The following is a 24,885-nucleotide window of genomic DNA, read 5'->3' on the forward strand; positions in this document are numbered from 1 at the left end:
CGGTGTCTCCACGGTTAGTTCGCCGTTTCGCCCTTGGGGATACCTGGAGCCGCCTTATGTCTCATTCCATTGTCTGTACGGATCTGTCGTTCTCCTGGCCCGACGGGACGTCCGTCTTCGAGCGGCTCGATTTCGCGTTCGGCGCCGGCCGGACCGGGCTCATCGGCGTCAACGGCAGCGGCAAGTCCACCCTGCTCAAGATGATCGCCGGAGAGCTGACCCCGGTGAGCGGCTCGGTGTCGGTCACCGGGCGGCTGGGCTACCTGCCGCAGAACCTTCCGCTCGGCGCGAGCCGTACGGTGTCCGACCTGCTGGGGATCACACCCGCGAGACAGGCGCTGCACGCGATCGAGCGGGGCGACCCGAGCGAGGCGAACTTCGACGCGGTGGTCTGGGACGTCGAGGAGCGCGCCCGCGCCGAGCTCGACCGTCTCGGGCTCGCGGGGGTGGACCTCGACCGGACGGTCGCGACGCTCTCCGGCGGTGAGACCGTCATGGTCGGGCTCGCCGCGCGCTTCCTCGCCGAGCCCGACGTGCTGCTGCTCGACGAGCCGACCAACAACCTCGACCTCGACGCGCGGCGGCGGCTGTACGACGCCGTCTCGTCGTGGACCAGGACGCTGGTCGTGGTCAGCCACGACCGCACGCTGCTCGACCTGGTGGACCAGATCGCCGACCTGCCCGCCCGCCGCACCTTCGGCGGCACGCTCAGCGAGTACGAGGAGGTGCTCGCGGTCGAGCGGGAGGCCGCCGAGCGGATGGTCCGCGCGGCCGAGGGCGACCTGCGCCGCCAGCGGCGCGAGCTGGCCGAGGCGCAGACCAAGCTGGCGCGGCGGGTGCGCTACGGCAACAAGATGTACGAGCAGAAGCGCGAGCCGAAGATCATCATGCAGGAGCGCAAGCGCCAGGCGCAGGTCTCGGCGGGCAAGCACCGCGCGATGCACGAGGAGAAGGTGGCGGCCGCCCGTGAGCGGCTGGCCGAGGCGGAGGAGGCGGTGCGCGACGACGCCGAGATCCGGGTGGAGCTGCCCGCCACCGAGGTGCCGGCCGGGCGCACCGTGCTCGAACTGGAGGGCCTGCGCACGGCCGCCGGGCCGATCGGCGACCTGGTCGTCCGCGGCCCGGAGCGGATCGCCCTGCTGGGGCCGAACGGCTCGGGCAAGACGACCCTGCTGCGCACGATCCTGGGGGAGATCCCGCCGGGTGAGGGCTCGGTCCGGCGAGGCGTGCCTGTGCGCTACCTGCCGCAGCGGCTCGACGTGCTCGACGACGCGCTCAGCCTGGTCGACAACGTCCGGGCGGTCGCGCCCACGGCGTCGGTCAACGCCGTCAGGGCCGGGCTCGCCCGGTTCCTGTTCCGGGGCGCGCGGGCCGAACGGCCGGCCGGCACGCTCTCGGGAGGTGAGAGGTTCCGCGCCGTGCTGGCCTCGCTGCTGCTGGCCGAGCCCGCGCCGCGGCTCCTGCTGCTGGACGAGCCGACCAACAACCTCGACCTGGCCAGCGTGCGCCGGCTCGCGCAGGCGCTGTCGGCCTACCGGGGAGCGCTCGTGGTGGCCTCCCACGACCTGCCGTTCCTGGAGTCGATCGGCATCACCCGGTGGCTCGCCCTGGGCCCGGAGGGGGCGGCGTCGTCGGCGTGAACCCGTGTTGACAGCGTGCGCTTACCGGCTGACAGTGTTTCGCGTGATCACCCCCCGGACCTTCTCACGCACCGTCCCCGTCGGCGCCGTCGCCCTGCTGGCCGCCTCCGTCACCCTCTCGGCCTGCACGGCGACGCCCGGCGGATCGGGAAAGGCCGCCTCCGGCGAGGAGTCGGCGCCGTCCGCCTCCGGTACCACCGCCGCCTCCGGCCCGCCGGCGTTGACGCCGGAGGCGTACCGCGGCGCCCTCGCCGCCGCCGGCCGCCCGGCCCGTACGGCGCTCGCCGCCATCGCCAAGGCACGGACCTTCCGGTCGCTCCACCAGCGCATCGACCGGGCGCAAAGCGCTCTGGAGTCCGCGCTGGCGCGGCTCGGCGGCCTGCGGCCTCCCGCGGACGTCGCCCCCGAGCACGCCGACTACGTCGCGGCGCTGCGCGGCCTGAACGGCAGGCTCGGCGCGCTCGACGAGGACGTCAGTTCCCATGTCCTGTGCAACGGGACGGCCGTGCTGGCGGGGCTCGGCAGGTCGGGCGAGTTCAAGGACTTCAGGGCGTCGGCGGGCGACCTCGTGAAGGCCGGAGACTACCCGGTGGTCCAGATCAGGCCGCCGGTCCAGGCCAGTCGCCGCCTCGGCAACGGCGCGACGGTGCTGTCGGCGATCCGCGGCGGCCGGGGCAGCCTGAGCGTGAAGAACGGCGGCACGCAGGACGGCGTCGTGACCCTCGTGCGCGCAGGGCGCAAGGCGGTCAGCTTCTACGTGCGCAAGCGGTCGACCGCGAAGATCTCCGACATCAAGGACGGCACCTACCGCGTCTACTTCACCACCGGTGTGGACTACGACAGGGGCACCCGTGCCTTCACCAGGAACTGCGGCTTCTCCAAGTTCGACGACGCGCTGAAATTCCAGACCGTCTACTCCGGGTACAGCGTCAGGTGGAGCGACTGGACGCTCACCCTCGACGCCGTCTTCGGCGGGAACGCCACCACGAGCGAGGTGGACCCGGACGCCTTCCCGGGGTGACCGGACACCCGCACGCCGCAGGCCGCGACCCGGGTCCGGGCCGCGGCCTGCGGCGAAGCCTTCACAAAGGGATCAGCTGGAAAACAGCATGCCGACCCAGCTGTTGCGCCGGTGGCCGTGGTGACCTCCGTGGTGGCCGCCCCAGACGGGGCCTCCGTGCGCCGGCGGCGGCGGCGGAGCGTAGTGCTGCTGGGCCCACTGCGACTCCATCCGGGCCAGCGTCTCCAGCTCGCCGTAGTCCAGGAAGATCCCGCGGCAGTTGTCGCACTGCTCGATGTGAACCCCGTTGCGGTCCAACGTCCGCATCCGGCCACGGCACTTGGGGCACTCCATGTGACGAACTCTCCCTCGGTCAGGTCTCGGCCTCCGTGGCCGCGACGATCCTCCTACAGGCGGACACCAGGGCCTCGGCGGCGTCGTCGGGAGGTTCTCCCGCCCGCGCCGCCGTGGCCACCGCCGTCGCGGCCAGTTGGACGGTCAACGCCCGGGCCGGCGCGTCGAGTTCCCGCCACGGGTCGTCCGTGGAGACGGCGGTCCCGCCCGCCGAGAGGTAGGCGGTCAGGAAGCGCTCCCAGTCCCGCGGGTCGAGCAGGCCGGCGGCATACCAGGCGGCCGGGCGGGCCAGGTCCCACGCGGGGTCGCCCGCGCCCAGGTCGTCGGGGTCGATCAGCAGCCACGCGCCGTCGTGCCGGACGATCTGGCCGAGGTGCCAGTCGCCGTGCGTGAGCGTGCCGCCCGCACGGTCCGGGGGCAGCGTCGCGTACGCCGCCCGGATGGGCGCGGCGACCGGGCCGGGGACACCGGCCGCGGCCAGGTCGGCCATCGCCCTGGGTAGCCGTGACGGGCCCCCCGCGGGCGGCAGCTCCGGGGGTGCAGTCCGGGAGTGCAGCAGGGCGAGCAGCCGGCCGCCCTCCTCCCACGGGGTGGTCCCGGCGTCGACGTCGTCGATGGTCAGGGCGTCGCCGGCGGGCCAGATCGTGACGAGCCTGCCGTCCAGCCGTTCGAGGCCGAGGGGAGGCAGCATGACGCCGGGCAGGTTCGCGGCGGCGTCGAGGCGGGCACGCAGGGCGCGTTCGTCGGTGTCCGGGGGGTGGGCCTTGACGACGACGTCGCCGGCCCGGACCACGAGCACGCGGGTCTGCTTGAGCACCGTCACCGGTCCGTCGCGGCGCGCCAGCCGTGCCAGTTCCTCGATCACGGGGACACCTTAGGGTGCGGTTATGAGGATTGGGTTTTCCGTGCCGGTGTCGGGTTCGTGGGCGACGCCGGAGAACATGAGACGCGTCGCGCGCCGCGCGGACGAACTCGGCTACCACGGGCTGTGGACGTTCCAGCGCCTGCTCTATCCCGTCGGCAACCCGATGGGACCGGTCTACCGGAGCGTGCACGACCCCGTCGTCGCGCTCGCGTACCTGGCGGGCGTCACGGAGCGGGTACGGCTCGGAGTGGCCGTGCTCAACCTGCCCTTCGTCTCCCCGGTCCTGATGGCCAAGCAGCTCGCCTCCCTGCAGCAGGTGTCCGGCGGCAGGCTCGACGTGGGCCTGGGGCTCGGCTGGCTGCCCGAGGAGTTCGCGGCGTCCGGCGTGCCGATGGAGCGACGCGGCAGGCGCGGCGAGGAGTACGTCGGCCTGCTGCGGCGGCTGTGGACCGAGGACGTCGTCGAGCACCGGGGCGAGTTCTACGAGGTGCCGCGCTCGCACCAGGACCCGAAACCGGCCGTGCCGCCGCCGGTGATGCTCGGCGGCACGGCCCGGGTGGCGCTGGAGCGGGCCGGGCGGATCGCCGACGGCTGGATCAGCTCCAGCCGGGCCGATCTGGACACGATCGACCAGCAGATCGCCATCGTGAAGGAGGCGGCACGGCAGGCGGGCCGCGACCCCGGCGCGCTGCGCTTCGTGGTCCGCGGCGTCACCCGCGCCCTCGCGTCGGAGGAGGGCCCGCTGACCGGGTCGTACGACAAGATCCGGCGGGACGTCGAGGCGCTCGAGGCCAAGGGCGTGACCGAGGTCTTCCACGACCTCAACTTCGATCCGGAGATCGGCAACCCCGAGGCCGACCCCCGCGAATCCATGCGCCGCGCCCAGGAGGCACTCGAAGCCCTCGCTCCCCGGTGAGCTCCACGGTCGCCAGGGCCACGACGAGGACGGCCCCAACGGCGAGCAGCCCGGCGACGGCCAGGTGAGCGGTCAACGCGTCGACGAGGTCGGGGACGAACCGGCTGAGGGTCACGAGGGTCGTCGCCCACGCCGCCGCCGTGGGCACGCTGACGCGGGCGAAGGCCGCGTACGGCACGCCCGTCCAGCCCGTGAGCCTCGGGACCAGGGTGCGGGCGGCGCCGAGCCACTGACCGCCCGCGACGGCCCAGGCGCCTCTCCTCGCCACCATGCGGCCGGCCCGCGCCCACGCGGCGGGCGCGAACCGGCCGACCAGAGGGTGGATGGCGGTGGCGCCCTCGCGCCTGCGGCCCTGGACGTAGGACAGCTGCGCGCCGGCGACGGCGGCCGCCACGGCGACGGCGAGTGTCCCGGCGAACGGCAGCGCGCCGAGGCGGGTGAGGCAGCCGAGGGCCACCAGCACGCTCGTCCCCGGCAGCGCCACGCCGGCGAGCGTGCCGGCCTCGGCGACGATCAGCATCGCCGCGACCGCGAGCACGAGGGGGGCGGGAAGCCGGCCGAGCAGCTCAACCACGGCTGACCGGCCTCCGGCAGACGAACGCCAGGCCGGGCGGCACGTTGCGCCAGACCGGCCCGGTCGTGAGCACCTCGTCGAAGGCGGCGCGCAGGCGCCGCCGGAAACGCCGCGCACGGGCCAGCGGCACCGCGGGCAGGTAGGTCACCGTGGTGAACGCCCCCGTCGGGAGCAGCACCCGCCCGACCTCACCGAGGATCGACTCCTGCACGTCCTCGGGGAAGAGCGTCCACGGCAGCGTGCTGACCACGGCGTCGACCCGGGAGACTCCCCGTTCGTCCAGCAGCGCGCCGAGGCGGGCCGCGTCGCCCTGGAGCACGTCCAGCCAGGGCCGGGCGCGTCGCAGGTGCGCCACCATCCCCGGGTCGATCTCGACGGCGAGCTGGCGGGAGCCGGGGGCGAGCCGTTCCCGGATGGCCTCGCTGATCGCGCCGGTGCCCGGGCCGAGCTCCACGACCACGGCGGGGCCGGTCGTCGGGACGACGGCGGTGAGCGCCTGCGCGAGCGAGCGCGAGCTCGGGGCCACGGCTCCCACGACGCCCTGCCGGCGCAGCGCCACGCCCGCGAACGCTCGCAGATCGGAGACCTGCTGGACTGTCTCGTTCATGCGGCTCATCAGACCGGTGCGGGACCCGCACCCGCCAGCCGCCCCGGCCTACTGGCGGAGGTATGGCCGGCCCTACCTCCACAGGTGGGCCTGGCCGTCTTCGACCAGGCCCGGACGGCCTCTAGGGTGGGTCGGGTGCGCCTCAACGGCTCGTGGCAGGCCGTCGCCCGAAAGGACCTGCTGGCGACCTCGCTGCCCTGGCGCGCCCTCGCCTATCTGGTGACGGGCGCGGTCGTCGGTGTGGTCGTGCTGGCGTCGCTGGTCGTCTCGCTGACCGCCGGGGCGTTGCTCACCGTCTTCCTGGTGGGCGTGCCGCTGCTGGCGGTCCCGGTGGTCGCCGCCGTGCCGCTGGGCGCGCTCGAACGCCGGCGGCTGCGGATCATGGGCGCGGAGCCCGCGCCGAGCCCCCACCGCCCCGCGGGGCGGGGTCCGCGCGGCTGGCTCGGGACGCGCCTGCGGGAGCAGGCGACGTGGCGGGCCCTCGCCTACACGGGCCTGCTGGCCGTCGTGCTCGGCCCGGTCGAGCTGATCGCCGTCACGTACGGCCTCGTGGTGCCGCTCGTGATGATCTGCGCCCCGATCAGCGTGGCGGAGGCGGGGCACATCGTGCTGCTGAAGTTCTGGCCGCTCGACTCGCTCACCGAGGCGTTCGCCGCCGCGCTCCTGGGGGTCGCGGTGCTCGTGGCGGCGGCCTACCCGATCACCGCCCTCGCGACCGCGCACGCCCTGCTGGCCCGGTTGCTGCTCACGCCCGGGAAAGCGGAGCCGGGCGAGCGGCTCGCCGAGCTGACCCGCTCCCGGAGCCGCCTGGTCGAGGCGTTCGAGGTCGAGCGGCGGCGCATCGAGCGCGATCTGCACGACGGCGCGCAGCAGCGGCTGGTCGCGCTGACCATGACGCTCGGCCTGGCCAAGGTCTCCCCGCCGGCGGAGGCGGCCGAGCTCGTGGCCAGGGCGCACCAGGAGGCGAAGCTCGCCCTCGCGGAGATCCGCGACCTGATCCGCGGCATCCATCCCCGCATCCTCGCCGACCGCGGACTGCCCGCCGCGGTCGCGGAGCTGGCCGACCGGTCGCCCGTCCCGGTCGAGGTCGACGTGGCCGTCCCCCGGCTGCCGGAAGCGGTGGAGTCGGTCGCCTACTTCGTCGTCAGCGAGGGCCTGGCCAACGTGGCCAAGCACAGCGGAGCCGAGCAGGCCCGGGTGCGGGGACGGCTCGACGGCCGGCTGCTCACCGTCGAGATCCGGGACGACGGAGTGGGCGGCGCGGACGTCACCGCCGGCACCGGGCTCGCCGGGCTCGCCGACCGCGTCTCCGCGGTCGAGGGCAGGCTGATGCTGTCGAGCCCGCCGGGCGGCCCCACCCTGCTGCGCGCGGAGATCGAATGCCTGCCGGCCCTTCCCTGACCGTCGTCATCGCCGAGGACGGCGTGCTGCTCCGCGAGGGACTGGCCACGCTGCTGGCCCGGTTCGGCCACCGGGTGGCCGCCACCGCCGGCGACGCCGAGGCGCTGGTGAAGGCGGTGGAGGAGCACGCCCCCGACATCGTCGTCACCGACGTGCGGATGCCGCCCGGCTTCTCCGACGAGGGGCTGCGGGCCGCCGTGGCGTTGCGCGCCGCCCACCCCGGGCTCGCCGTCCTGGTGCTGAGCCAGTACGTCGAGCAGACATACGCGACCGAACTGCTGGACTCCGGGGACGGCACCGGCGTGGGCTACCTCCTCAAGGACCGGATCGGGGAGGTCGAGGAGTTCGTGGACGCCCTGACCACCGTCGCCGGCGGGGGGACGGTGGTGGACCCGGAGGTCGTGCGTCAGCTCCTGCGCCGCCGCCGCGACCCGCTGCGGCGGCTCACCCCACGGGAGAGGGAGGTGCTCGCCCTGATGGCGGAGGGCAGGTCGAACGCCGCGATCGCCCGCGCGCTGGTGGTGTCGGAGGCCGTCGTCGGCAAGCACATCGGGAACATCCTCGCCAAGCTCGACCTGCCTCCCGACGAGGACGCCCATCGCCGCGTGCTCGCCGTCGTCGCCTTCCTGCGCGGCTAGTGCCCCTCGCGGCACTAGATCATCCCGTACGCCCGGGCGATCAGCTCGTAGGAGCGCAGGCGCGCCGCGCCGCCGTGGACCTGCGTGGTGATCATCAACTCGTCGGCCCCGGTGCGCTTGCGCAGCTCCTCCAGCCCGTCCCGCACGGTCTGCGGGTCGCCGTGCACCACCGTCGACAGCCGTTCGCGGACGAACTCCCGCTCCATCGGGGTGTACGGGTAGGCCTGCGCCTCCTCGGGAGTGGGCGTGCGGCCGGGCCGCCCGTGCCGCAGGCGCAGCCACGACAGCGCGCCCGGCATGACCTGGCGCAGCGCCTCCTCGTCGGTGTCGGCCGCGACGGCCGCCACCCCGATCAGCGCGTACGGCCGGTCGAGGACCTCCGAGGGCCGGAACGAGGAGCGGTAGAGGTCGAGCGCGGGCTCGGTGTTGCCGGCGCTGAAGTGGTGGGCGAAGGCGAACGGCAGCCCGAGCAGCCCGGCCAGCCTGGCGCTGAACCCGCTGGAGCCGAGCAGCCAGATCGGCGGCCGGTCGTCACCCCGCGGCACCGCCTGGATCTTCGCGTACGGGTGGCCGGGCGGGAACGAGCCGTCGAGGAAGCCGGTCAGCTCGGCCACCTGCTGGGGGAACTCGTCGGGGTCCACCTCGGCCGAGCGGCGCAGGGCGTTCGCCGTGGCCATGTCGGTGCCCGGGGCGCGACCGAGGCCGAGGTCGATGCGGCCGGGGTGCAGCGCGTGCAGCGTGCCGAACTGCTCGGCGATCACCAGCGGGGCGTGGTTGGGCAGCATCACGCCGCCCGAGCCGATCCGGATCGAGCTGGTCGCCGCCGCGAGGTGCGCGATGAGCACGGCCGGAGAGGAACTGGCGACTCCGGGCATGCCGTGGTGCTCGGCGACCCAGATGCGGTGGTAGCCCCACTCCTCGGCCCGGCGGGCCAGCTCGGTGGCGTCGCGCAGCGCCTCGGAGGGCGTGGAGCCCTCGCCGACGGTCGCGAGCTCCAGGATCGACAGTGGTGCCTCGGCCGCCCCACGCGGCACCCCGCGGATGTTGTCCTCGCTCATGTCACCCCTAACCTGAGGTCGCATCCGGATATTTCCGGACACAACAAGAGATGTGCTTCGTCACACCGTCACCTGCCATGCTTGGACACATGAGCGAGCGAAAGCCCATCGAGTCGTGGCTGTCCGACATGGACGGGGTGCTGGTCCACGAGGGGCAGCCGGTGCCGGGTGCCGACGAGTTCATCAGGCGGCTGAAGGAGTCGGGGAAGCGGTTCCTCGTCCTGACGAACAACTCGATCTACACCCCCCGAGACCTGTCCGTACGGTTGCGCGCGGCCGGGCTGGAGGTGCCGCCGGAGGCGATCTGGACCTCCGCGCTGGCCACCGCCAAGTTCCTCGCCGACCAGAGGCCCGAGGGCTCGGCGTACGTGATCGGCGAGGCGGGGCTGACCACGGCCCTGCACGAGGCCGGCTACGTGCTGACCGACCTCGACCCCGACTACGTGGTGCTGGGCGAGACCCGCACCTACAGCTTCACGTCGATTACGCGGGCGATCCGGCTGATCGACAACGGCGCCCGCTTCATCGCGACCAACCCCGACCCCGTCGGCCCCTCGACCGAGGGCTCGCTGCCGGCCTGCGGCGCGGTGGCCGCGATGATCACCAAGGCGACCGGAGTGGAGCCGTACTTCGTCGGCAAGCCCAACCCGATGATGATGCGCAGCGCGCTCAACCAGATCGACGCGCACAGCGAGACCACCGCGATGATCGGCGACCGGATGGACACCGACGTCGTCTGCGGCATCGAGGCCGGCCTCCACACGATCCTGGTGCTCACCGGCGTCACGCAGAAGGACCAGATCGACCGGTATCCGTTCCGGCCCACGCAGGTGGTCAACTCCGTGGCCGACCTCATCGACCTGGTCTGAACCTGACGCGTTCCGTCAGGTACGGGTGCAATGCTGACCGGCATGAACCATCGCGTCTACCTGGAAATCGGCCCGAAGAAGGTCTTCGCCTGCTCGATCGACTGGCCGGGCTGGTGCCGCATCGGCAGGACGGAGGAGGCGGCGCTCGACACGCTCGTGGACTACACGCCGCGCTTCCGGACGATCGCCGAGCGGGCGGGGCTGGAGTTCGCGCCGGGAGACCCGGCGGTCGTCGAGCGGGTCAGGGGCGACAGGACGACGGACTTCGGCGCGATCTCCGCCATCCCGGACTTCGACCGGGAGCCGGTGGAGGCGCCGGAGGCCGCGCGTGCCGTCGCCCTCGCCCGGGCGGCCTGGGCGGTGCTCGCCGAGGTGGCCGCGGCCTCCCCCGAGGAGCTGCGCAAGGGCCCCAGGGGCGGCGGCAGGGACAGGGACAAGATGGTCGCCCACGTCGTGGAGGCCGAGCGCGCGTACGCCCGCAAGATCGGCGTGCGGCACAAGCCCTTCAAGGACGAGGCCGGCCTGACCGCCATGCGCGACGACATCGCGGGAGCGCTCGCGCGGCCCGCGCCGGCCTTTCCTCCCGGCGGTGCGGGCTGGCCCGTCCGGTACGCCGCCCGCCGCATCGTCTGGCACGTGGTCGACCACATCTGGGAGATGGAGGACCGCCGGACCTAGGCGAGGGCGTCGGCGGCGGCGTCCTCGGGGACGCGCACGCCCCGGCCGGGTGAGCTCCCGGAAGCGAACCAGGCCCTGCGCTGGTCCTCCCGCTGCCGTCCCATCTCCAGCACCGCCCAAAGTGGTACGTTGTTACCATGGTAACAGTGCAACGGACGCAGACCGGCCTTCGCGTCGAGCGCAACACCTTGAAGGTGCTCAAGGGCCTGGCCGAATACTTGGACATGTCCCTCGGCGACCTCGTGGAGGGAATCGTCCTGCACGCCTTCGAGGGCAAGTCGCCGTTCGGGCCGGAGACCCTCGCGAAGATCGGGCAGCTCAAGGAGGTCTACGGCCTGACGCTGACGGCCGCCGACGCCCACCGGCTGGAGGAGAGGTGAGTGCCGGGCCGCGGCGTCGCCGCCTCACCGGCAGGCTCCGGGTCGCGCTCGCGCCCGCCGAGGCCTTCCGGCTGTTCACCCCGTACGGCGAGCGGGACTGGGTGGAGGGATGGGAGCCGCGGTTCCCGGAACCGGTCGCGGACGACACGGCGCCCGGCACGGTCTTCCAGACCCATGGGCACGGGACGACCACCACGTGGATCGTCCTGCACCGCGAGCCCGGCCGGTCGGTCTCCTACGCGCGCGTGTGCGAGGGGGTCCACGCCGGCACCGTCGGCGTGACGCTCGCCCAGGCGGAGCGCGGCCACAGTGACGTGACGGTCACCTACGACCTCACCCCGCTCACCGCCGTGGCCGAGGCCGACCTGGCCGCCTTCGCCGCCGGCTACCCGGCGTTCCTCCGCTCCTGGGAGGACGCCATCGCCGCCCATCTCGGATAGCCGGGCATCGGGCACCTGCGCGACAGCGCGGCGCGGCTCAGTCCTCCGTACGGCGCAGGCGCTTGAGGCCGGAGCGGTGTTTCTTGGCCGCCAGGCGGCGCTCGACGGCGCCCTTGGACGGCTTGGTGGGACGGCGCCGCTTGGGCGGCGGCGCGACCGCGTCGCGGAGAAGGGCGGCCAGCCGTTCCCGCGCCGCCTCCCGGTTGCGCAGCTGCGAGCGCTGCTCGGAGGCCACAATCGTGATCACGCCGTCCACGAGGCGGGCGGCGAGCCGTTCGAGCGCGCGGGCCCTGAGCGCCGGGCCGAGGGCGGTGGTGCGCGCGAGGTCGAAGCTCAGCTCGACCCGGCTGTCGGTGGTGTTGACGCCCTGGCCGCCCGGGCCGGACGAGCGGGAGAAGCGCCAGGCGAGCTCCGCCTCGGGCACGACGATCGAGCCGCGCACGTGCAACGGGCCTGACATCGGTTCACTCCTTTGGCATACGGATTCGGTGTGCGGACGGGACGACCAACTTATCGGGGTAGATATCACCGCCGCTCTCCATTTATCACCGTAAACGCGGACGGTGGGTTGTCGCGGTCCATGGCGTCGTGCACAGTGGCCCCCGTATTCCAGGCGACCGTATTCCAAGCGACAGGGACGGGCGGGAGCATGACCTCGATCGTGGGCGTCCACGGCATCGGCAAGTACCACTACTACGAGGACGCCGGCGGGTCGGCGGGCGGCGCGGCCGAGGCGATGCGGGCCAAGTGGAACGTCTACCTGCATCAGGGACTCACCGGCCGGGCGGACGGCGCCGGCGACTACTTCGCCGAGATCGCCTACTACGCCCACCACCTGCACAGCGGGCCGCCGGCGCCGCCGCGCCAGATGGCGGTGCCGGCCAAGCTGGTCCTCGCCGACTGGGCGGTCCAGCTCGGCGGTCCGTTCCGCGACGCGGCGGGGGAGTCGCTCACCGGTCTCGCGCACCGGCTGGCCGGGTGGCTGCTCGCGAGGATGGGCCCGCAGGCGGTGCGCTTCGCCCAGGACTTCTGCCCGGAGGTGGCCGCCTATCTCGGCGGCGGCGACCCGCGCGTGCGGGCCCGCGAGGCGGTGGCCGACGTCGTCCGCAGGCGCCGTCCCCGGGTGGTCGTCGCCCACTCCCTCGGCAGCGTCGTGGCCTACGAGGCGCTGTGGGCGCACCCCGATCTCCCGGTCGAGTTACTGGTGACGCTGGGCAGCCCGCTCGGCATGCGCGACGTCGTCTTCGAGCGGCTCGCGCCGGTCCCGGTGCGGGGCCGGGGAGCGCGCCCGCCGGGGGTGCGCCGCTGGATCAACATCGCCGACAAGGACGACATCGCGGCGATCCCGGCCATGCTGGCGTCGTGCTTCGACGGCGTCGAGCGGGACGTCTCCTGCGACATCGACTGGCTCGATTTCCACACCGTGCGCAACTACCTGCGCTGCGGGAGCGCCAACGAGTTCCTCAGGGCCTACGTGACCTGAGTTCCGCACACCGGTTATGATCGTACGACCATGAAGACTGTGCTTTTCGACTACGGCAACGTCGTGTCGCTTCCCCAGGCCCCCGAAGACGTCGCGCGCATGGCGGGAGGTGATCGGGGGTTCGAGGACCGCTACTGGCAGGTGCGGCTCGACTTCGACCGGGGCTCGCTCGACCCGGCCGCCTACTGGTCGCACGTGTACGGCAGGCCGATGGCCGGTGCGGATCTGGACGCGGTCGTCGCCCTCGACGTGGCGAGCTGGTCGCGGCCCAACGAGGAGACCGTGGGGATCGTCGACGAGCTGGCCGGGGCCGGGGTGCCCATGGCGCTGCTGTCCAACATGCCGGTCTGCGTCGCCGAGGGCATCGACGGGCTGCCGTTCATGCGGCCGATCGGCCCGCGGTTCTACAGCGGCCGGATGGGGCTGGTGAAGCCGGAGCCGGAGATCTTCCACGAGACCGTGGCCTGGCTCGGGGTCGCCCCCGGAGACCTCGTCTTCGTGGACGACCGGCCGGAGAACGTCGCGGCGGCCGAGCGGGCCGGGCTCGCCGCCGTCCACTTCCGCGACGCGGCCGCCCTGCGTGAGGATCTCAAGGAGCTTCTGGTTTGAGCTTCAGCGGGGGAGCGTCGACCGGGCAGCCGGGGGCGGGCGGTTCGGGCGCGGTCGCGAGGACGTTCGTCCTGATCGTGACGAACGTGACGACCGCCGCGACGGCCATCATGGCCGCGCCGACCAGCATCGCCGTGTGGAACCCCTGGGTGAACGCCGCCGGCGAGTCGTAGGCGTCCCCCGTCAGCCCCACCAACGGCGGGACGGCGGCGACGGCCAGGAGACCGCCCGTCCTGGCCAGGGCGTTGTTGATCCCGCTCGCGACGCCCGCGTACCGCTCCTCCGCAGTGGACAGCACGGTCGCGGTGAGCGGGGCGACGGCGGCGGACAGGCCGAGCCCGAACACGACCGCCGAGGGCAGCACGTCGGCGAAATAGGACGAGTCCGGACCGATACGGCTCATCAGCAGCAGTCCGGCCGCGCACAGGAAGATCCCTGCCGTCATGGGGAGGCGGGGACCCACCCGCTTCGCCAGTTCGCCGGCCCGGGGCGACAGCAGCAGCATGAGGATCGTGACCGGGAGCATCGCCGACCCGGCGGCGATGGGAGACAGGCCGGCCGACACCTGGAGCTGGACGACCAGCAGGAAGAACACCAGGCCCATCGCCGCGTACATGACCAGCGTGACGACGTTGACCGCGGTGAACTCGCGCGAGGCGAACACGCCCACGGGAACGAGGGACCGGGGGGAGCGCCGGATCTCCACCACCACGAAGCAGGCGGCCAGGACGAGCCCGGCGGCCAGCGGCAGCAGCCCGTCGCCCGCGAGGATCAGGCCGTACGTCAGGCCGGCCAGCGCGGGGGCGGCGAGGACGGTCCCGAGCACGTCGAAGCGGCCGTGCGGCCCGGCGGCCCGGGTCTCGGGCACGTGCCGGGCGGCGACGCCGACCACGACGGCCGCGAGCGGAAGGTTGAGCAGGAAGACCCACCGCCAGCCGGCCGTCTCGACGAGCCAGCCGCCGAGCAGCGGCCCGAGGGCGGCGGCCACGCCGCCCAGCCCCGACCAGGCGCCGACGGCGCGCGGGCGGTCGTCCGGCGCGTAGCTCGCCTGGATGATCGCCAGCGACCCGGGGATGAGCAGGGCCCCGCCGATTCCCTGGAGCGCGCGGGCGAGCACGAGCACGGACGTGTTCGGCGCGGCCCCGCACAGGGCGGAGGCCAGGGCGAACCAGACCACCCCGGCGACGAAGATCTTCCGCCTGCCGAGCCGGTCGCCCAGCGACCCGCCCAGCAGGATCAGGGCGGCCATGGTGAGCGTGTACGCGTTCACGGTCCACTGGAGGCCGGACATCCCGGCGTGGAGGTCGCGCCCGAGGGCCGGAAGGGCCACGTTGACCACGGTGCCGTCGAGCGTGGCCATGCCCGACCCGAGGACCGTGGTGAGCAGCACCCACCGGCCCGGAGCCGAGCGAAGCCGGATGTTTCCGGATGTCATGGACGCCATCATGCGTTACCCGGAGGAGTGATTGCGTCGTCGCGATCTGGTGGATTACATGATTACGATCGCTCACAGCGAACTGACGCAGAACAGGGAACAGGATTGGACTCCTGTTAGTTGAGCCGACATAACTCAACCTAGTGGAGTGCTGATGTCCCAGATCCTTCCCGTCCTCCCGCTCGACGACGAGGTCGTCCTGCCCGGCATGGTCGTGCCCCTCGATCTGTCGGCCTCCGAGGTCCGCGCCGCCATCGACGCCGCCCGCGCCAACGGCGAGAGCACGGTCCTGCTGGTGCCCCGCATAGACGGCCGCTACGGCCCGGTGGGCGTGAGCGCCGTCGTGGAACAGGTCGGCCGCCTGCCGGGCGGGGAGCCCGCGGCCGTGGTCCGCGGCGTCGACCGCATGCGCGTCGGCACCGGCACCACCGGCCCGGGTGCGGCGCTGTGGGTCGAGGCGACCGTGCTGGAGCCGGTCACGGCCGGGCCGAGGGCCGAGGAGCTGGTCAAGGAGTACAAGGCCCTCACCACCACGATCCTGCAGAAGCGGGGCGCGTGGCAGGTGGTCGACGCGGTCAACCAGATCGCGGACCCCGCCGTCCTCGCCGACAGCGCGGGATACGCCCCCTGGCTGCAGACGCCGCAGAAGCTGCTGCTGCTGGAGACCGCCGACCCGGCCGAGCGGCTGGACAAGCTGGTCGGCTGGGCCCGCGACCACCTCGCCGAGCTGGACGTCGCGGAGACCATCCGCAAGGACGTCCAGGAGGGCATGGAGAAGCAGCAGCGCGAGTTCCTGCTCCGCCAGCAGCTCGCGGCCGTGCGCAAGGAGCTCGCCGACCTCAACGGGGACCCCTCCGACGAGGAGGAGGACTACCGCGCCCGCATCGAGGCCGCCGACCTGCCCGGGAAGGTCAGGGAGGCCGCGCTCAAGGAGGTCGACAAGCTGGAGCGGGCCTCCGACCAGTCGCCCGAGAGCGGCTGGATCCGCACCTGGCTCGACACCGTGCTCGACATCCCGTGGAACGTCCACACGACCGACGAGTACGACATCGCCGGGGCCCGCGCCGTGCTCGACGCCGACCACACGGGTCTGGACGACGTGAAGGACCGCATCGTGGAATACCTCGCGGTGCGCAAGCGCCGGGCCGACCAGGGCCTCGGCGTGGTCGGCGGCCGCCGTAGCGGCGCCGTCCTCGCGCTGGCCGGCCCTCCCGGAGTCGGCAAGACCTCGCTCGGCGAGTCGGTCGCCCGCGCCATGGGCCGCAGGTTCGTCCGCGTCTCCCTCGGCGGCGTCCGCGACGAGGCGGAGATCCGCGGTCACCGGCGCACGTACGTGGGGGCGCTGCCCGGCCGGATCGTGCGCGCCATCCGCGAGGCGGGCTCGATGAACCCGGTCGTGCTGCTCGACGAGATCGACAAGGTCGGCGCCGACTACCGGGGCGACCCGACGGCCGCGCTGCTCGAGGTGCTCGACCCGGCGCAGAACCACACGTTCCGCGACCACTACCTGGAGGTCGAGCTCGACCTGAGCGACGTGCTGTTCCTCGCCACGGCCAACGTGCTGGAGCAGGTGCCCGGCCCGCTGCTCGACCGCATGGAGATCGTCACGCTCGACGGCTACACCGAGGACGAGAAGGTCGCCATCGCCCGCGACCACCTGCTCCCGCGCAACCTGGACAAGGCCGGCCTCACCGCCGACGACGTGACGGTGGAGGAGGGGGCGCTGCGCCGCCTGGCCGGCGAGTACACCCGCGAGGCCGGCGTCCGCTCTCTGGAGCGCTCGGTCGCCCGGGTCCTGCGCAAGGTGACGGCGAAGGTCGCCCTCGGCGAGGCGGCTCTCCCGGTGACGGTCACGGCCGACGGCCTGGTCTCCTATCTGGGCCGGCCGCGCCACGTGCCCGAGTCGTCCCTGCCGGAGGCCCGGCAGCGTACGGGGGTGCCGGGCGTCGCGACCGGCCTCGCGGTGACCGGCGCGGGCGGCGACGTCCTCTACGTCGAGGCGTCGCTGGCCGACCCGGAGACCGGGGCGACCGGTGTGACCCTGACCGGTCAGCTGGGCGACGTGATGAAGGAGTCGGCGCAGATCGCGCTGTCCTTCCTGCGGTCGCGCGGCGCCGAGCTGGAGTTGCCGGTCGGGTCGCTCAAGGACAGGTCGGTGCACATCCACGTGCCCGCGGGCGCGGTGCCGAAGGACGGCCCGTCTGCCGGTGTCACGATGACCACCGCCCTGGCCTCGCTGCTGTCGGGCCGCCCGGTCCGCGCCGACGTGGCGATGACCGGCGAGGTGTCCCTCACCGGGCGGGTGCTGCCCATCGGCGGGGTCAAGCAGAAGCTGCTGGCCGCCCACCGGGCGGGCATCACCACCGTGCTCATCCCGGCGCGCAACGAGCCCGACCTGGACGACGTCCCGGCCGAGGTGCTGGCCGACCTCACCGTCCACGCGGTGAGCGACGTCCGCGAGGTCCTCGACCTGGCCCTCACTCCGGCGACGGTCGCCCAGCAGCGGGCGGTCGCCTGACCCTTCCGCGCACACGGCCCGCGTCTCCGCATCGGAGACGCGGGCCATATGTGGACGAATCATTCAGTCACTTGACCAGATGATTCGTCCATGCTGTCATGGCCTCATGTTGTACGCCACACCGGCACTGGACGCCGTGGACGAGAAGGTGCTCGCCGAGATCGAGGAGATGCGGCGCGACCTGAAATACCGGCTGGCCGAGGCCCACCGCTGGGACGGCCTGCTGCGGCGGCAACTGCAGGCGCGGGCGATCCAGGGGTCCAACTCCATCGAGGGCTACCACGCCAGCGTCGAGGACATCGAGTCGATCATGTCCGGCGAGGACCCGCTGGAGACGTCGGCGGCCGTGGCACGGGAGATCGCCGGCTACCGGCAGGCGCTCACCTACATCGGCACCCTCTCGCAGGCGTGCGCCTTCCACTACGACGCGGGCCTGCTCCACGCGCTCAACTTCATGATGATCGGTCACCACGCGGACAAGACGCCGGGCACGGCGCGCCCCGGCGGGATCTATGTGCGGAACTCCGCGACGGGCGAGGTGGTCTACGAGGGTCCGGACCATGAGCAGGTCCCCGGCCTGCTGGCGGAGCTGGTCGAGTGGCTCAACGAGGGCGACCTCGACGCGCCCAGCTACGTCCGCGCCGCCATGGCGCACTTCAACCTGGTGGCCATCCACCCGTGGCGGGACGGCAACGGCCGCATGTCGCGGGCGCTGCAGACGCTCGTGCTGGGCCGCGACCAGATCACCACACCGGAGTTCTCGTCCATTGAGGAGTGGCTAGGAACCGGCGAGACCACTCTTGAGTACTACCAGGCGCTTCGGATGGTGCAGAACGGCCAGTGGAGCCCGCACCGGGACACCCTCTCGTGGGTGCGGTTCGTGCTGCGCTGCCACCACATGCAGGCGCAGCGGGTGGGGCGCCGGCTCGCCGAGGCGGGCGAGGTGTGGCTGCTGCTGGAGGAGCGGACCGGGGCGCAGGGCCTGCATCCGCGCACGGTCTCGGCGCTCTACCAGGTGTTCGTCTCCAGGCGGCTGCGCCGGGGCATGTACCAGGCCGACGAGGGGCTGAGCCAGGGCCAGGCCGCCCGCGACCTGCGCGAGCTGGCGGCCGCCGGATGGCTCCAGCCGTACGGCGAGACGAAGGGCCGCTTCTACGCGCCGGGGCCGAACATGACGGAGATCAAGGCCGCGTTCGCCGAGCGGGCCAGGCCGCTGCGTGACCCCTACCGGGCGCTGGAGAGCTGACTGGAGGCGTCGGGAGCTCGCGCCTACCGCGCCGAAAGCAAACCGAGTAACGTTCGGTTATGCACCCTGGGGCGATCGCGGCGGTGACACCGGACAAGCCTGCGGTGATCATGGCGGGCTCCGGCCGCGTGATCACCTTTCGCGAACTCGACGAGGAATCCAACCGGCTGGCCCATCTGCTGCGGGCCGCGGGCCTGAAGCCCGGCGACCACATCGCCTTCATGCTGGAGAACCATCCGCTCTTCCTCGTGATCGCGTGGGCCGCGCACCGCTCGGGCCTGTACTACACCGCGATCAGCTCCCGGCTCCAGGCCGACGAGCTGACGTACATCGTGGACAACTGCGAGGCGCGGGTCTTCATCTCGTCGGCGAAGCTCGCCGGCGTCGCGAGCGCCGTCACCGAGGCCACGCCCGGAGTCGAGCTGCGGCTCATGGTCGACGGCCTCGCCCCGGGCTTCGCCTCCTACGAGGAGGCCGTGGCGGGGCGGCCCGTCACGCCGCTCGACGACGAGTGCCAGGGCGCCGACATGCTCTACTCGTCGGGCACCACGGGACGCCCCAAGGGGGTCAAGCCGCCGCTCAGCCGGGCGCCGCTGGAGGCCCCGGGGGCCTTGGTGCAGCTCATCCAGTTCCTGTTCGCGCCCTCTGCCGACAGCGTCTACCTGTCGCCCGCGCCGCTCTACCACGCCGCTCCGCTGCGTTTCAGCATGTCCTTCCAGCGCCTCGGCGCGACCGTGGTGGTGATGGAGAGGTTCGACCCCGAGGAGGCGCTGGCGCTCGTCGAGCGGCACCGGGTCACCCACGCGCAGTGGGTGCCGACGATGTTCGTCAAGATGCTCAAGCTGCCCGAGGAGGTGCGCCGGCGCTACGACCTGTCGTCGCTGGGCTGCGCCGTCCACGCCGCCGCGCCCTGCCCCGTCGAGGTCAAGGAGCGGATGATGGAGTGGTGGGGGCCGATCGTCCACGAGTACTACGCGGGCACGGAGGGCAACTGCTTCCTGTACGCGGGCCCGGAGGACTGGCTCGCCCACAAGGGCACGGTGGGCCGGCCGCTGCTCGGGGTCACCCACGTCCTCGACGACGACGGCGCCGAGCTGCCGCCCGGCGAGCACGGCACGGTCTACTTCTCCGACGGACCGAAGTTCGAGTATCACGGCGATCCCGGGAAGACCGCGTCGGTCCGGGACCCCGGGGGCCGCGGCTGGACCACGCTGGGGGACATCGGCTACCTGGACGAGGACGGGTTCCTCTACCTCACCGACCGGCGCTCGTACATGATCATCTCGGGTGGGGTGAACATCTACCCGCAGGAGGCCGAGAACGTGCTGGCGATGCATCCCAAGGTGGCCGACGTGGCCGTCTTCGGGGTGCCGGACCCCGAGATGGGCGAGCAGGTCAAGGCCGTCGTGCAGCCGGCGGACCCGGCGGGCGCCGGTCCCGCCCTGGAGGCCGAGCTGATCGCCTACTGCCGGGAACGCCTGGCCCACTACAAGTGCCCGAAGTCGGTCGACTTCCGGGACGAGCTGCCCCGCCACCCCACGGGCAAGCTGTACAAGCGCCTGCTCAGGGACGAGTACTGGCCTCGGACGAGCTGACATAAAGTACGCGTAGGGCGCTCGGGGATCCCTACTGCTGATCGCTTAGCGTGACCTTATCGCCGATGCGTCATCGTATTACGTGTACCGGCGGATCGCCGGGATCACCGGCGAATCCATTGAGGGGGATGGCGATGAGCTCACACGAGCACGTTCCCGGCAACGAGAACACCGAGATACTCCCCGGTCACGGCTGGAGCCAGTTCGGCAGCACCCCGCCGCAGCACGGGCAGTACACCGGGGCGTACCAGTCGTACGGCGCCTACGGGAGCGGCTCCTATGACACGGGGCAGTTTCCGCCGCCGGCGGCGCGCAAGGGCACGCTGACCACCCGTCAGAAGGCGGGCGCGGGCCTCGCGCTCGTGGCCGTGGCACTGGGCGGCGGGGTCACCGGGGCCCTCGTCGCGAACAGCGTGAACGGCGGGCAGACGGTGATCGCGAGCCCGGTGGTCAAGGGAGTGGCCAACGCCTCGACCAACACGATCGCCGCGGTGGCCAAGGCGATCATGCCGTCGGTGGTGTCCATCGAGGTGAAGACCGCCACGGCCGGCGGCGAGGGGTCCGGTGTCATCCTGTCGGCCGACGGGCTGATCCTGACGAACAACCACGTGGTGGGCATCGGTGGCGCGGGCGGGGGCGGCGGCACGGTCACCGTGAAGTTCAGCGACGGCAAGACCGCCAGCGCCATCGTCAAGGGCACCGACCCCACCACGGACCTCGCGGTCATCCAGGCGCAGGGCGTGTCCGGCCTGACCCCCGCCTCCCTCGGCGACAGCGACAAGCTTCAGGTCGGCGACGCGGTCCTCGCGATCGGCAGCCCGCTCGGCCTGGAGGGATCGGTCACCTCCGGCATCGTGAGCGCCCTCGACCGCACGCTGACCGAGGCCCCCGAAGAGCAGCAGCAGCCGCAGTTCCCCTGGGGCATGGAACAGCAGCAGCCGCAGAGCCAGGGAACCACGATCGGCGGCATGATCCAGACCGACGCCGCGATCAACCCCGGCAACTCGGGCGGCGCGCTGGTCAACGCCTCCGGGCAGGTCGTCGGTGTCAACACGGCGATCGCCACGTCGGGCTCCAGCTCGGGCAACATCGGCGTCGGCTTCGCGATCCCCATCAACACCGCGAAGCTCGTCTCCGACCAGCTCATCAAGACGGGCAAGGCGACGCACGCCTTCCTCGGCGTGAGCGTGGCCGACGCGGTCGGCGGCGCCTCCGGCGCGGTGGTCAGCTCGATCACGGCCGGCAGCCCGGCGGAGAAGGCCGGTCTCAAAGAGGGCGACCTGATCACCAGGATCAACGAGAAGGTGGTGGACAGCGCGGAGGCGCTGGTCGGCACCATCCGCGGCTCCCGCCCCGGCGACAAGGTGACCATCACCTTCACCCGTGACGGCAAGGAGAGCACCATCACCGCCGCGCTCGCGGAGCAGTCGGCGGGCTGACGGTTCGCGATCGTCGCCGGCGGGCCCCCGGGGGGACGGCCCGCCGGCGATCTACTTGCTCATCCCGGCGGTCATCCCGGCGATGATCTGCCTGGTCGCCAGGACGAACAGCACGAAGAGGGGCGCCGTGGCGAGGACCAGCCCGGCGAACAGCGCCGACCAGTCGGTCGTGTACTCGCCGAAGAACTGCGACAGCCCGCGCGGGATGGTGAACCTCTCGTCGGAGCGCAGCAGTACCAGCGGGTAGAGGAACTCATGCCACAGCGGCACGAACTGGAACAGCATCACCGACGCCAGCGCGGGCCGCACCAGCGGCAGCATGATCTGCCCGAAGATCCGGAACTCACCGGCCCCGTCGAGCCGGGCCGCCTCGTCCAGCTCGCCGGGCAGGGAACGGTAGAACGCCGACAGCACGAACACGCAGAACGGCACTCCGGACGCGGCGTACAGCAGCGTGAGCCCGAGCAGCGAGTCGATCAGGCCCATGGAGTCCATGAGATAGAAGATCGGCACGAGGCCCAGGCGGATCGGCAGCATCAGCCCCGCCAGGAAGTACGCCCCGAGCACCCGGTTGCCGGCGAAGTCGTAGCGGGCCAGCGGATAGGCCGCCAGCGCGGAGACCGCCGTGCCGAGCAGCACCGCGCCACAGGTGACGACCAGCGAGTTCAGCAGGTAGGCGCCGAACGACGCCTCCGTCCACACCCGGCCGTAACTACGCAGCGTGGGGGACGCCGGCAGCCCCAGCGGCGCGGTGAAGATCTCGCTCGTGGGCCGCAGCGAGTTGAGCACCATGACGACCAGCGGCAGCAGCGCGACGACCGCGTAGCCCCACAGCAGCAGGTGGACGGCCACGCGCCCGGGAGCCCGGTGCCGGGCCGTCACAGGAGCCGCCTCTCCCGGCGGCGGAAGTACGAGCCGGCCAGCAGCGACACTCCGAAGATGAACACGAACATCAGCACGGCGAGCGCCGACGACCGCCCGATGGCCTCCGTGCCGCCCTCCACGAACGCGACCCGGTAGAACAGCAGGCCCAGCACGTCGGTCGAGCCCGCCGGGGAGCCGGTCGACCCGGCCATCGCGTAGACCAGCCCGAAGGCGTTGAAGTTGCCGATGAACGTCAGCACGCTCACCACACCGATCGCCGGGGTGAGCAGCGGCAGCGTCACGCGCCGGAACGCCTGCCGGGCCGATGCGCCGTCGACCCGGGCCGCCTCGTGGTATTCGGCCGGGATTCCGGCGAGGGCGGCGGAGAACAGCAGCATGGGGAAACCCACCCACTGCCACGCGTTGACCACGATGACGATCGGCAGCGCCGTCCGCGTGTCACCCAGCCAGGGCAGGGCCCACGAGTCCAGCCCGGCCGCGTCGAGCAGCGAGTTGACCGGGCCGAACGTCGGGTTGAGCAGCAGGCTCCACAGGTAGCCGACGACCAGCGGATCCACCAGGTAGGGCGTGGTGAACGCGGCCTGCAGGAATCGCTTGCCGCGCCCGTACCGGTGGAGCAGCAGGGCGAACAGCAGCCCGAACGTGTTCTGGATCAGCATCGTCCCGGCGAAGAACAGCGCGTTGTGCCCGAACGCCCGCCACAGCTGCTGGTCGTAGGGGTAGACGCCGAACAGGTCCCGGTAGTTGCCGAGCCCGGCGAAGCCCGCCTGCCGGATCCCGCGCCACTCGAAGAAGCTGTAGTCGAGCGCGGTGACCAGCGGATAGACGATGAAGACCGAGTAGAGCAGGAGCGCCGGCAGCAGGAAGACGGCCAGCACCCGCCACCGCGGCACGTACCTGCGGCCGGCGCCGGTGCGTGCCGCGCGGCGCGCGCTCAGTCTCCCGGTTTGAACCACTGCTCGACGCCCTTCTGCAGGCTCTCGGCGACCGCCTTCGGCTCGGTCTGGCCGATCAGCATCTTCTGCACCTCGTCCCGGAAGACCGCGTCGCCGTTCGGCTGGCCGTACCGGAAGTCGACGAGCAGTGTGTACGGCGCGCCGTTGGCGGCGTAGTTCTTCGCCATCTCGGCCAGCAGCGGGTCCGACGGCGTGACCCCGGGGACCGCGGACAGCTGCTTGAGCTCACTGGCGTAGAGCTGCCCGAACTCCGGCGTCGCCATCCACCTGACCAGTTCGAGCGCCTCGGCCTGGTGGGCCGACCCGGCGTTGACGCCGAACGAGCCGTCGGCCCAGCCCGGGGTGACCGGCGTGGTCACCGGGGAGCCGGGCGGCGGCGGCACCTGGAAGGCGCCGACCTCCAGGCTCGGGTTGGCCGCGAGCACGGGCGCCAGGTCGAAGCTGCCCGTGGGGTACATCGCGGCCTTCCCGGTGGCGAACAGCGCCTGGACGTCGGGGATCTTGACGGCCACCACGTTCTTGGGGAAGTACGGCTCCAGGTCCTTGAGCAGCGTGATCGAGGCCGTGAAGTCGGGGTCGGTGAACTTCTTGGCGCCGCTCAGCAGCGCGTCCCGGAATCTGGCGCTGCCGTAGCGGGCGTTGCCGAAGATCTCGTGGACGATCGGCAGCGTCCAGGTGGCGTCGGGCCCGGCCGCGACGGCGAACGGCGTGATCCCGGCCGCCTTCAGCCTCCCGGCCGCCGCGATCATGTCGTCCCAGGTGGCGGGGGGCCGGATGCCGTTGTCGCCGAACAGCTTCTTGTTGTAGAGCACCTGGAGCGTCTGGTAGGCGAACGGCACGCCGTAGATCTTGCCGTCCTTGTGGCCCTTCGCGCCTTCCAGCAGCTTGGCGTCGAAGCCGGACAGGGCCTCGACCCTGCCGTCCAGCGGCACCAGCCGGCCCGCCTCGACCAGCGGCTGGAGCCCGCCGTAGGCCCGCAACTGGGCGACGTCGGGCCCGGCGGAGCCGGACAGGCCGGTGGCCAGGATGGTGTTGTACTCGGTGGCCTGGAACGGCTTGAACTCGACGTGGATCTTGGGGTGCGACTTCTCGAACGTGGCGAGGATCTTCTCGTACGCCTTGACGTCCTCCACCCGCCACGACCACAGGCTCAGCGTGACCTTGTCGCCGTCCGCCTCGCCGCCCCCGGGAGCGCATGCCGCCAGCGCCACCGCGAGCACGCCGATCGCTCCCGCGATCCACCTCTTGATCATCGGAAACCTCCGAGGAACCCCCGCCTCCGGGCGGATTCGCACTGTG

At 72.4% G+C, this 24,885-nt stretch carries 25 protein-coding genes; 15 read left to right on the forward strand and 10 right to left on the reverse strand.

Annotated features, from left to right (window positions below):
• The first annotated feature begins 56 nt into the window (after window positions 1–56).
• Together FLX07_RS21405 and FLX07_RS21410 are read left to right on the forward strand one after the other, a co-directional pair.
• Window positions 57–1,640 carry an ABC-F family ATP-binding cassette domain-containing protein gene (locus FLX07_RS21405; protein ID WP_142572662.1) on the forward strand — a complete coding sequence of 528 codons (1,584 nt, stop codon included), beginning with the start codon at window positions 57–59 and terminating at the stop codon, window positions 1,638–1,640.
• A gap of 43 nt (window positions 1,641–1,683) precedes the next feature.
• Entirely contained in the window at window positions 1,684–2,661 is a 978-nt protein-coding gene (locus tag FLX07_RS21410) for a hypothetical protein (protein WP_142572664.1), read from the forward strand.
• Window positions 2,662–2,733: 72 nt separating this feature from the next.
• On the opposite strand, the gene FLX07_RS21415 is transcribed toward FLX07_RS21410, so the two are convergent.
• Complete coding sequence (locus FLX07_RS21415; protein ID WP_142572666.1) at window positions 2,734–2,994, reverse strand: TFIIB-type zinc ribbon-containing protein; 261 nt, start codon at window positions 2,992–2,994, stop codon at window positions 2,734–2,736.
• A 19-nt stretch (window positions 2,995–3,013) separates the two neighbouring features.
• A complete protein-coding gene (locus FLX07_RS21420; RefSeq protein WP_142572668.1) occupies window positions 3,014–3,859 on the reverse strand; it encodes a phosphotransferase in 846 nt (281 codons plus the stop codon).
• Window positions 3,860–3,881: 22 nt separating this feature from the next.
• On the opposite strand from FLX07_RS21420, the gene FLX07_RS21425 reads away from it, so the two are divergent.
• Window positions 3,882–4,775: a TIGR03619 family F420-dependent LLM class oxidoreductase gene (locus FLX07_RS21425; RefSeq protein ID WP_142572670.1), complete on the forward strand. Its 894-nt coding sequence runs from the start codon at window positions 3,882–3,884 to the stop codon at window positions 4,773–4,775.
• On the opposite strand, the gene FLX07_RS21430 is transcribed toward FLX07_RS21425, so the two are convergent.
• Both FLX07_RS21430 and FLX07_RS21435 read right to left on the reverse strand, forming a co-directional pair.
• Entirely contained in the window at window positions 4,681–5,349 is a 669-nt protein-coding gene (locus FLX07_RS21430; protein ID WP_142572672.1) for a DedA family protein, read from the reverse strand. The two genes, FLX07_RS21425 and FLX07_RS21430, sit on opposite strands and share 95 nt — an antisense overlap.
• Complete coding sequence (locus FLX07_RS21435; RefSeq protein WP_208762316.1) at window positions 5,342–5,956, reverse strand: class I SAM-dependent methyltransferase; 615 nt, start codon at window positions 5,954–5,956, stop codon at window positions 5,342–5,344. Before FLX07_RS21435 ends, FLX07_RS21430 begins: the two co-directional genes overlap by 8 nt.
• Window positions 5,957–6,091: 135 nt before the next feature.
• On the opposite strand from FLX07_RS21435, the gene FLX07_RS21440 reads away from it, so the two are divergent.
• The gene (locus FLX07_RS21440) at window positions 6,092–7,357 is read left to right on the forward strand and encodes a sensor histidine kinase (protein ID WP_142572677.1); all 1,266 of its coding nucleotides are present in this window, start codon (window positions 6,092–6,094) and stop codon (window positions 7,355–7,357) included.
• The gene (locus FLX07_RS21445) at window positions 7,336–7,995 is read left to right on the forward strand and encodes a response regulator transcription factor (RefSeq protein ID WP_142572679.1); all 660 of its coding nucleotides are present in this window, start codon (window positions 7,336–7,338) and stop codon (window positions 7,993–7,995) included. The genes FLX07_RS21440 and FLX07_RS21445 overlap by 22 nt, the downstream gene beginning before the upstream one ends.
• A gap of 14 nt (window positions 7,996–8,009) precedes the next feature.
• On the opposite strand, the gene FLX07_RS21450 is transcribed toward FLX07_RS21445, so the two are convergent.
• Window positions 8,010–9,053, reverse strand: coding sequence for an LLM class flavin-dependent oxidoreductase (locus FLX07_RS21450; RefSeq protein WP_142572681.1), 1,044 nt, complete (start codon window positions 9,051–9,053; stop codon window positions 8,010–8,012).
• 89 nt (window positions 9,054–9,142) lie between these two features.
• Between FLX07_RS21450 and FLX07_RS21455 the strand changes: the two genes are divergently transcribed.
• From FLX07_RS21455 to FLX07_RS21470, 4 genes are all read left to right on the forward strand, one after another.
• Window positions 9,143–9,922, forward strand: a complete 780-nt coding sequence (locus FLX07_RS21455; protein WP_142572683.1) for an HAD-IIA family hydrolase — start codon at window positions 9,143–9,145, stop codon at window positions 9,920–9,922.
• Between the two features lie 42 nt (window positions 9,923–9,964).
• Window positions 9,965–10,600, forward strand: a complete 636-nt coding sequence (locus FLX07_RS21460; protein WP_142572684.1) for a hypothetical protein — start codon at window positions 9,965–9,967, stop codon at window positions 10,598–10,600.
• A gap of 146 nt (window positions 10,601–10,746) precedes the next feature.
• Window positions 10,747–10,980, forward strand: coding sequence for a hypothetical protein (locus tag FLX07_RS21465; RefSeq protein WP_197042529.1), 234 nt, complete (start codon window positions 10,747–10,749; stop codon window positions 10,978–10,980).
• Window positions 10,977–11,420, forward strand: a complete 444-nt coding sequence (locus tag FLX07_RS21470) for an SRPBCC family protein (protein ID WP_142572686.1) — start codon at window positions 10,977–10,979, stop codon at window positions 11,418–11,420. Before FLX07_RS21465 ends, FLX07_RS21470 begins: the two co-directional genes overlap by 4 nt.
• A 37-nt stretch (window positions 11,421–11,457) precedes the next feature.
• On the opposite strand, the gene arfB is transcribed toward FLX07_RS21470, so the two are convergent.
• Complete coding sequence (gene arfB / locus FLX07_RS38875; RefSeq protein WP_142572688.1) at window positions 11,458–11,880, reverse strand: alternative ribosome rescue aminoacyl-tRNA hydrolase ArfB; 423 nt, start codon at window positions 11,878–11,880, stop codon at window positions 11,458–11,460.
• Window positions 11,881–12,069: 189 nt separating this feature from the next.
• On the opposite strand from arfB, the gene FLX07_RS21480 reads away from it, so the two are divergent.
• Together FLX07_RS21480 and FLX07_RS21485 are read left to right on the forward strand one after the other, a co-directional pair.
• Complete coding sequence (locus FLX07_RS21480) at window positions 12,070–12,903, forward strand: hypothetical protein (RefSeq protein WP_142572690.1); 834 nt, start codon at window positions 12,070–12,072, stop codon at window positions 12,901–12,903.
• 30 nt (window positions 12,904–12,933) lie between these two features.
• Entirely contained in the window at window positions 12,934–13,512 is a 579-nt protein-coding gene (locus FLX07_RS21485) for an HAD-IA family hydrolase (RefSeq protein WP_142572692.1), read from the forward strand.
• Here FLX07_RS21485 and FLX07_RS21490 read toward each other — a convergent pair.
• Entirely contained in the window at window positions 13,493–14,947 is a 1,455-nt protein-coding gene (locus tag FLX07_RS21490) for an MFS transporter (RefSeq protein ID WP_223853658.1), read from the reverse strand. The two genes, FLX07_RS21485 and FLX07_RS21490, sit on opposite strands and share 20 nt — an antisense overlap.
• A gap of 154 nt (window positions 14,948–15,101) precedes the next feature.
• Here FLX07_RS21490 and lon point away from each other — a divergent pair, with 154 nt between their 5' ends.
• The 4 genes from lon to FLX07_RS21510 all read left to right on the forward strand — a co-directional run bounded on the left by lon (window position 15,102) and on the right by FLX07_RS21510 (window position 21,745).
• A complete protein-coding gene (gene lon / locus FLX07_RS21495) occupies window positions 15,102–17,465 on the forward strand; it encodes an endopeptidase La (RefSeq protein ID WP_142572695.1) in 2,364 nt (787 codons plus the stop codon).
• Between the two features lie 106 nt (window positions 17,466–17,571).
• Window positions 17,572–18,711, forward strand: a complete 1,140-nt coding sequence (locus FLX07_RS21500; RefSeq protein WP_142572697.1) for a Fic family protein — start codon at window positions 17,572–17,574, stop codon at window positions 18,709–18,711.
• Window positions 18,712–18,770: 59 nt separating this feature from the next.
• Complete coding sequence (locus tag FLX07_RS21505) at window positions 18,771–20,306, forward strand: acyl-CoA synthetase (protein ID WP_142572699.1); 1,536 nt, start codon at window positions 18,771–18,773, stop codon at window positions 20,304–20,306.
• A gap of 134 nt (window positions 20,307–20,440) precedes the next feature.
• Window positions 20,441–21,745: a S1C family serine protease gene (locus FLX07_RS21510; protein WP_142572700.1), complete on the forward strand. Its 1,305-nt coding sequence runs from the start codon at window positions 20,441–20,443 to the stop codon at window positions 21,743–21,745.
• Between the two features lie 51 nt (window positions 21,746–21,796).
• Here FLX07_RS21510 and FLX07_RS21515 read toward each other — a convergent pair whose 3' ends face one another.
• The 3 genes from FLX07_RS21515 to FLX07_RS21525 are packed head-to-tail and all read right to left on the reverse strand — an operon-like array spanning window position 21,797 to window position 24,839.
• Window positions 21,797–22,627, reverse strand: coding sequence for a carbohydrate ABC transporter permease (locus FLX07_RS21515; protein ID WP_229689864.1), 831 nt, complete (start codon window positions 22,625–22,627; stop codon window positions 21,797–21,799).
• Window positions 22,624–23,586, reverse strand: coding sequence for a carbohydrate ABC transporter permease (locus FLX07_RS21520; RefSeq protein ID WP_229689863.1), 963 nt, complete (start codon window positions 23,584–23,586; stop codon window positions 22,624–22,626). The genes FLX07_RS21515 and FLX07_RS21520 overlap by 4 nt, the downstream gene beginning before the upstream one ends.
• Window positions 23,565–24,839 (reverse strand): extracellular solute-binding protein, encoded by a 1,275-nt coding sequence (locus FLX07_RS21525; RefSeq protein WP_167748342.1) that lies wholly within the window; start codon window positions 24,837–24,839, stop codon window positions 23,565–23,567. Before FLX07_RS21525 ends, FLX07_RS21520 begins: the two co-directional genes overlap by 22 nt.
• Window positions 24,840–24,885: the final 46 nt, after the last annotated feature.

Origin of the sequence: Microbispora bryophytorum (assembly GCF_006874465.1) — a bacterium.
GTDB lineage: Bacteria > Actinomycetota > Actinomycetes > Streptosporangiales > Streptosporangiaceae > Microbispora > Microbispora bryophytorum.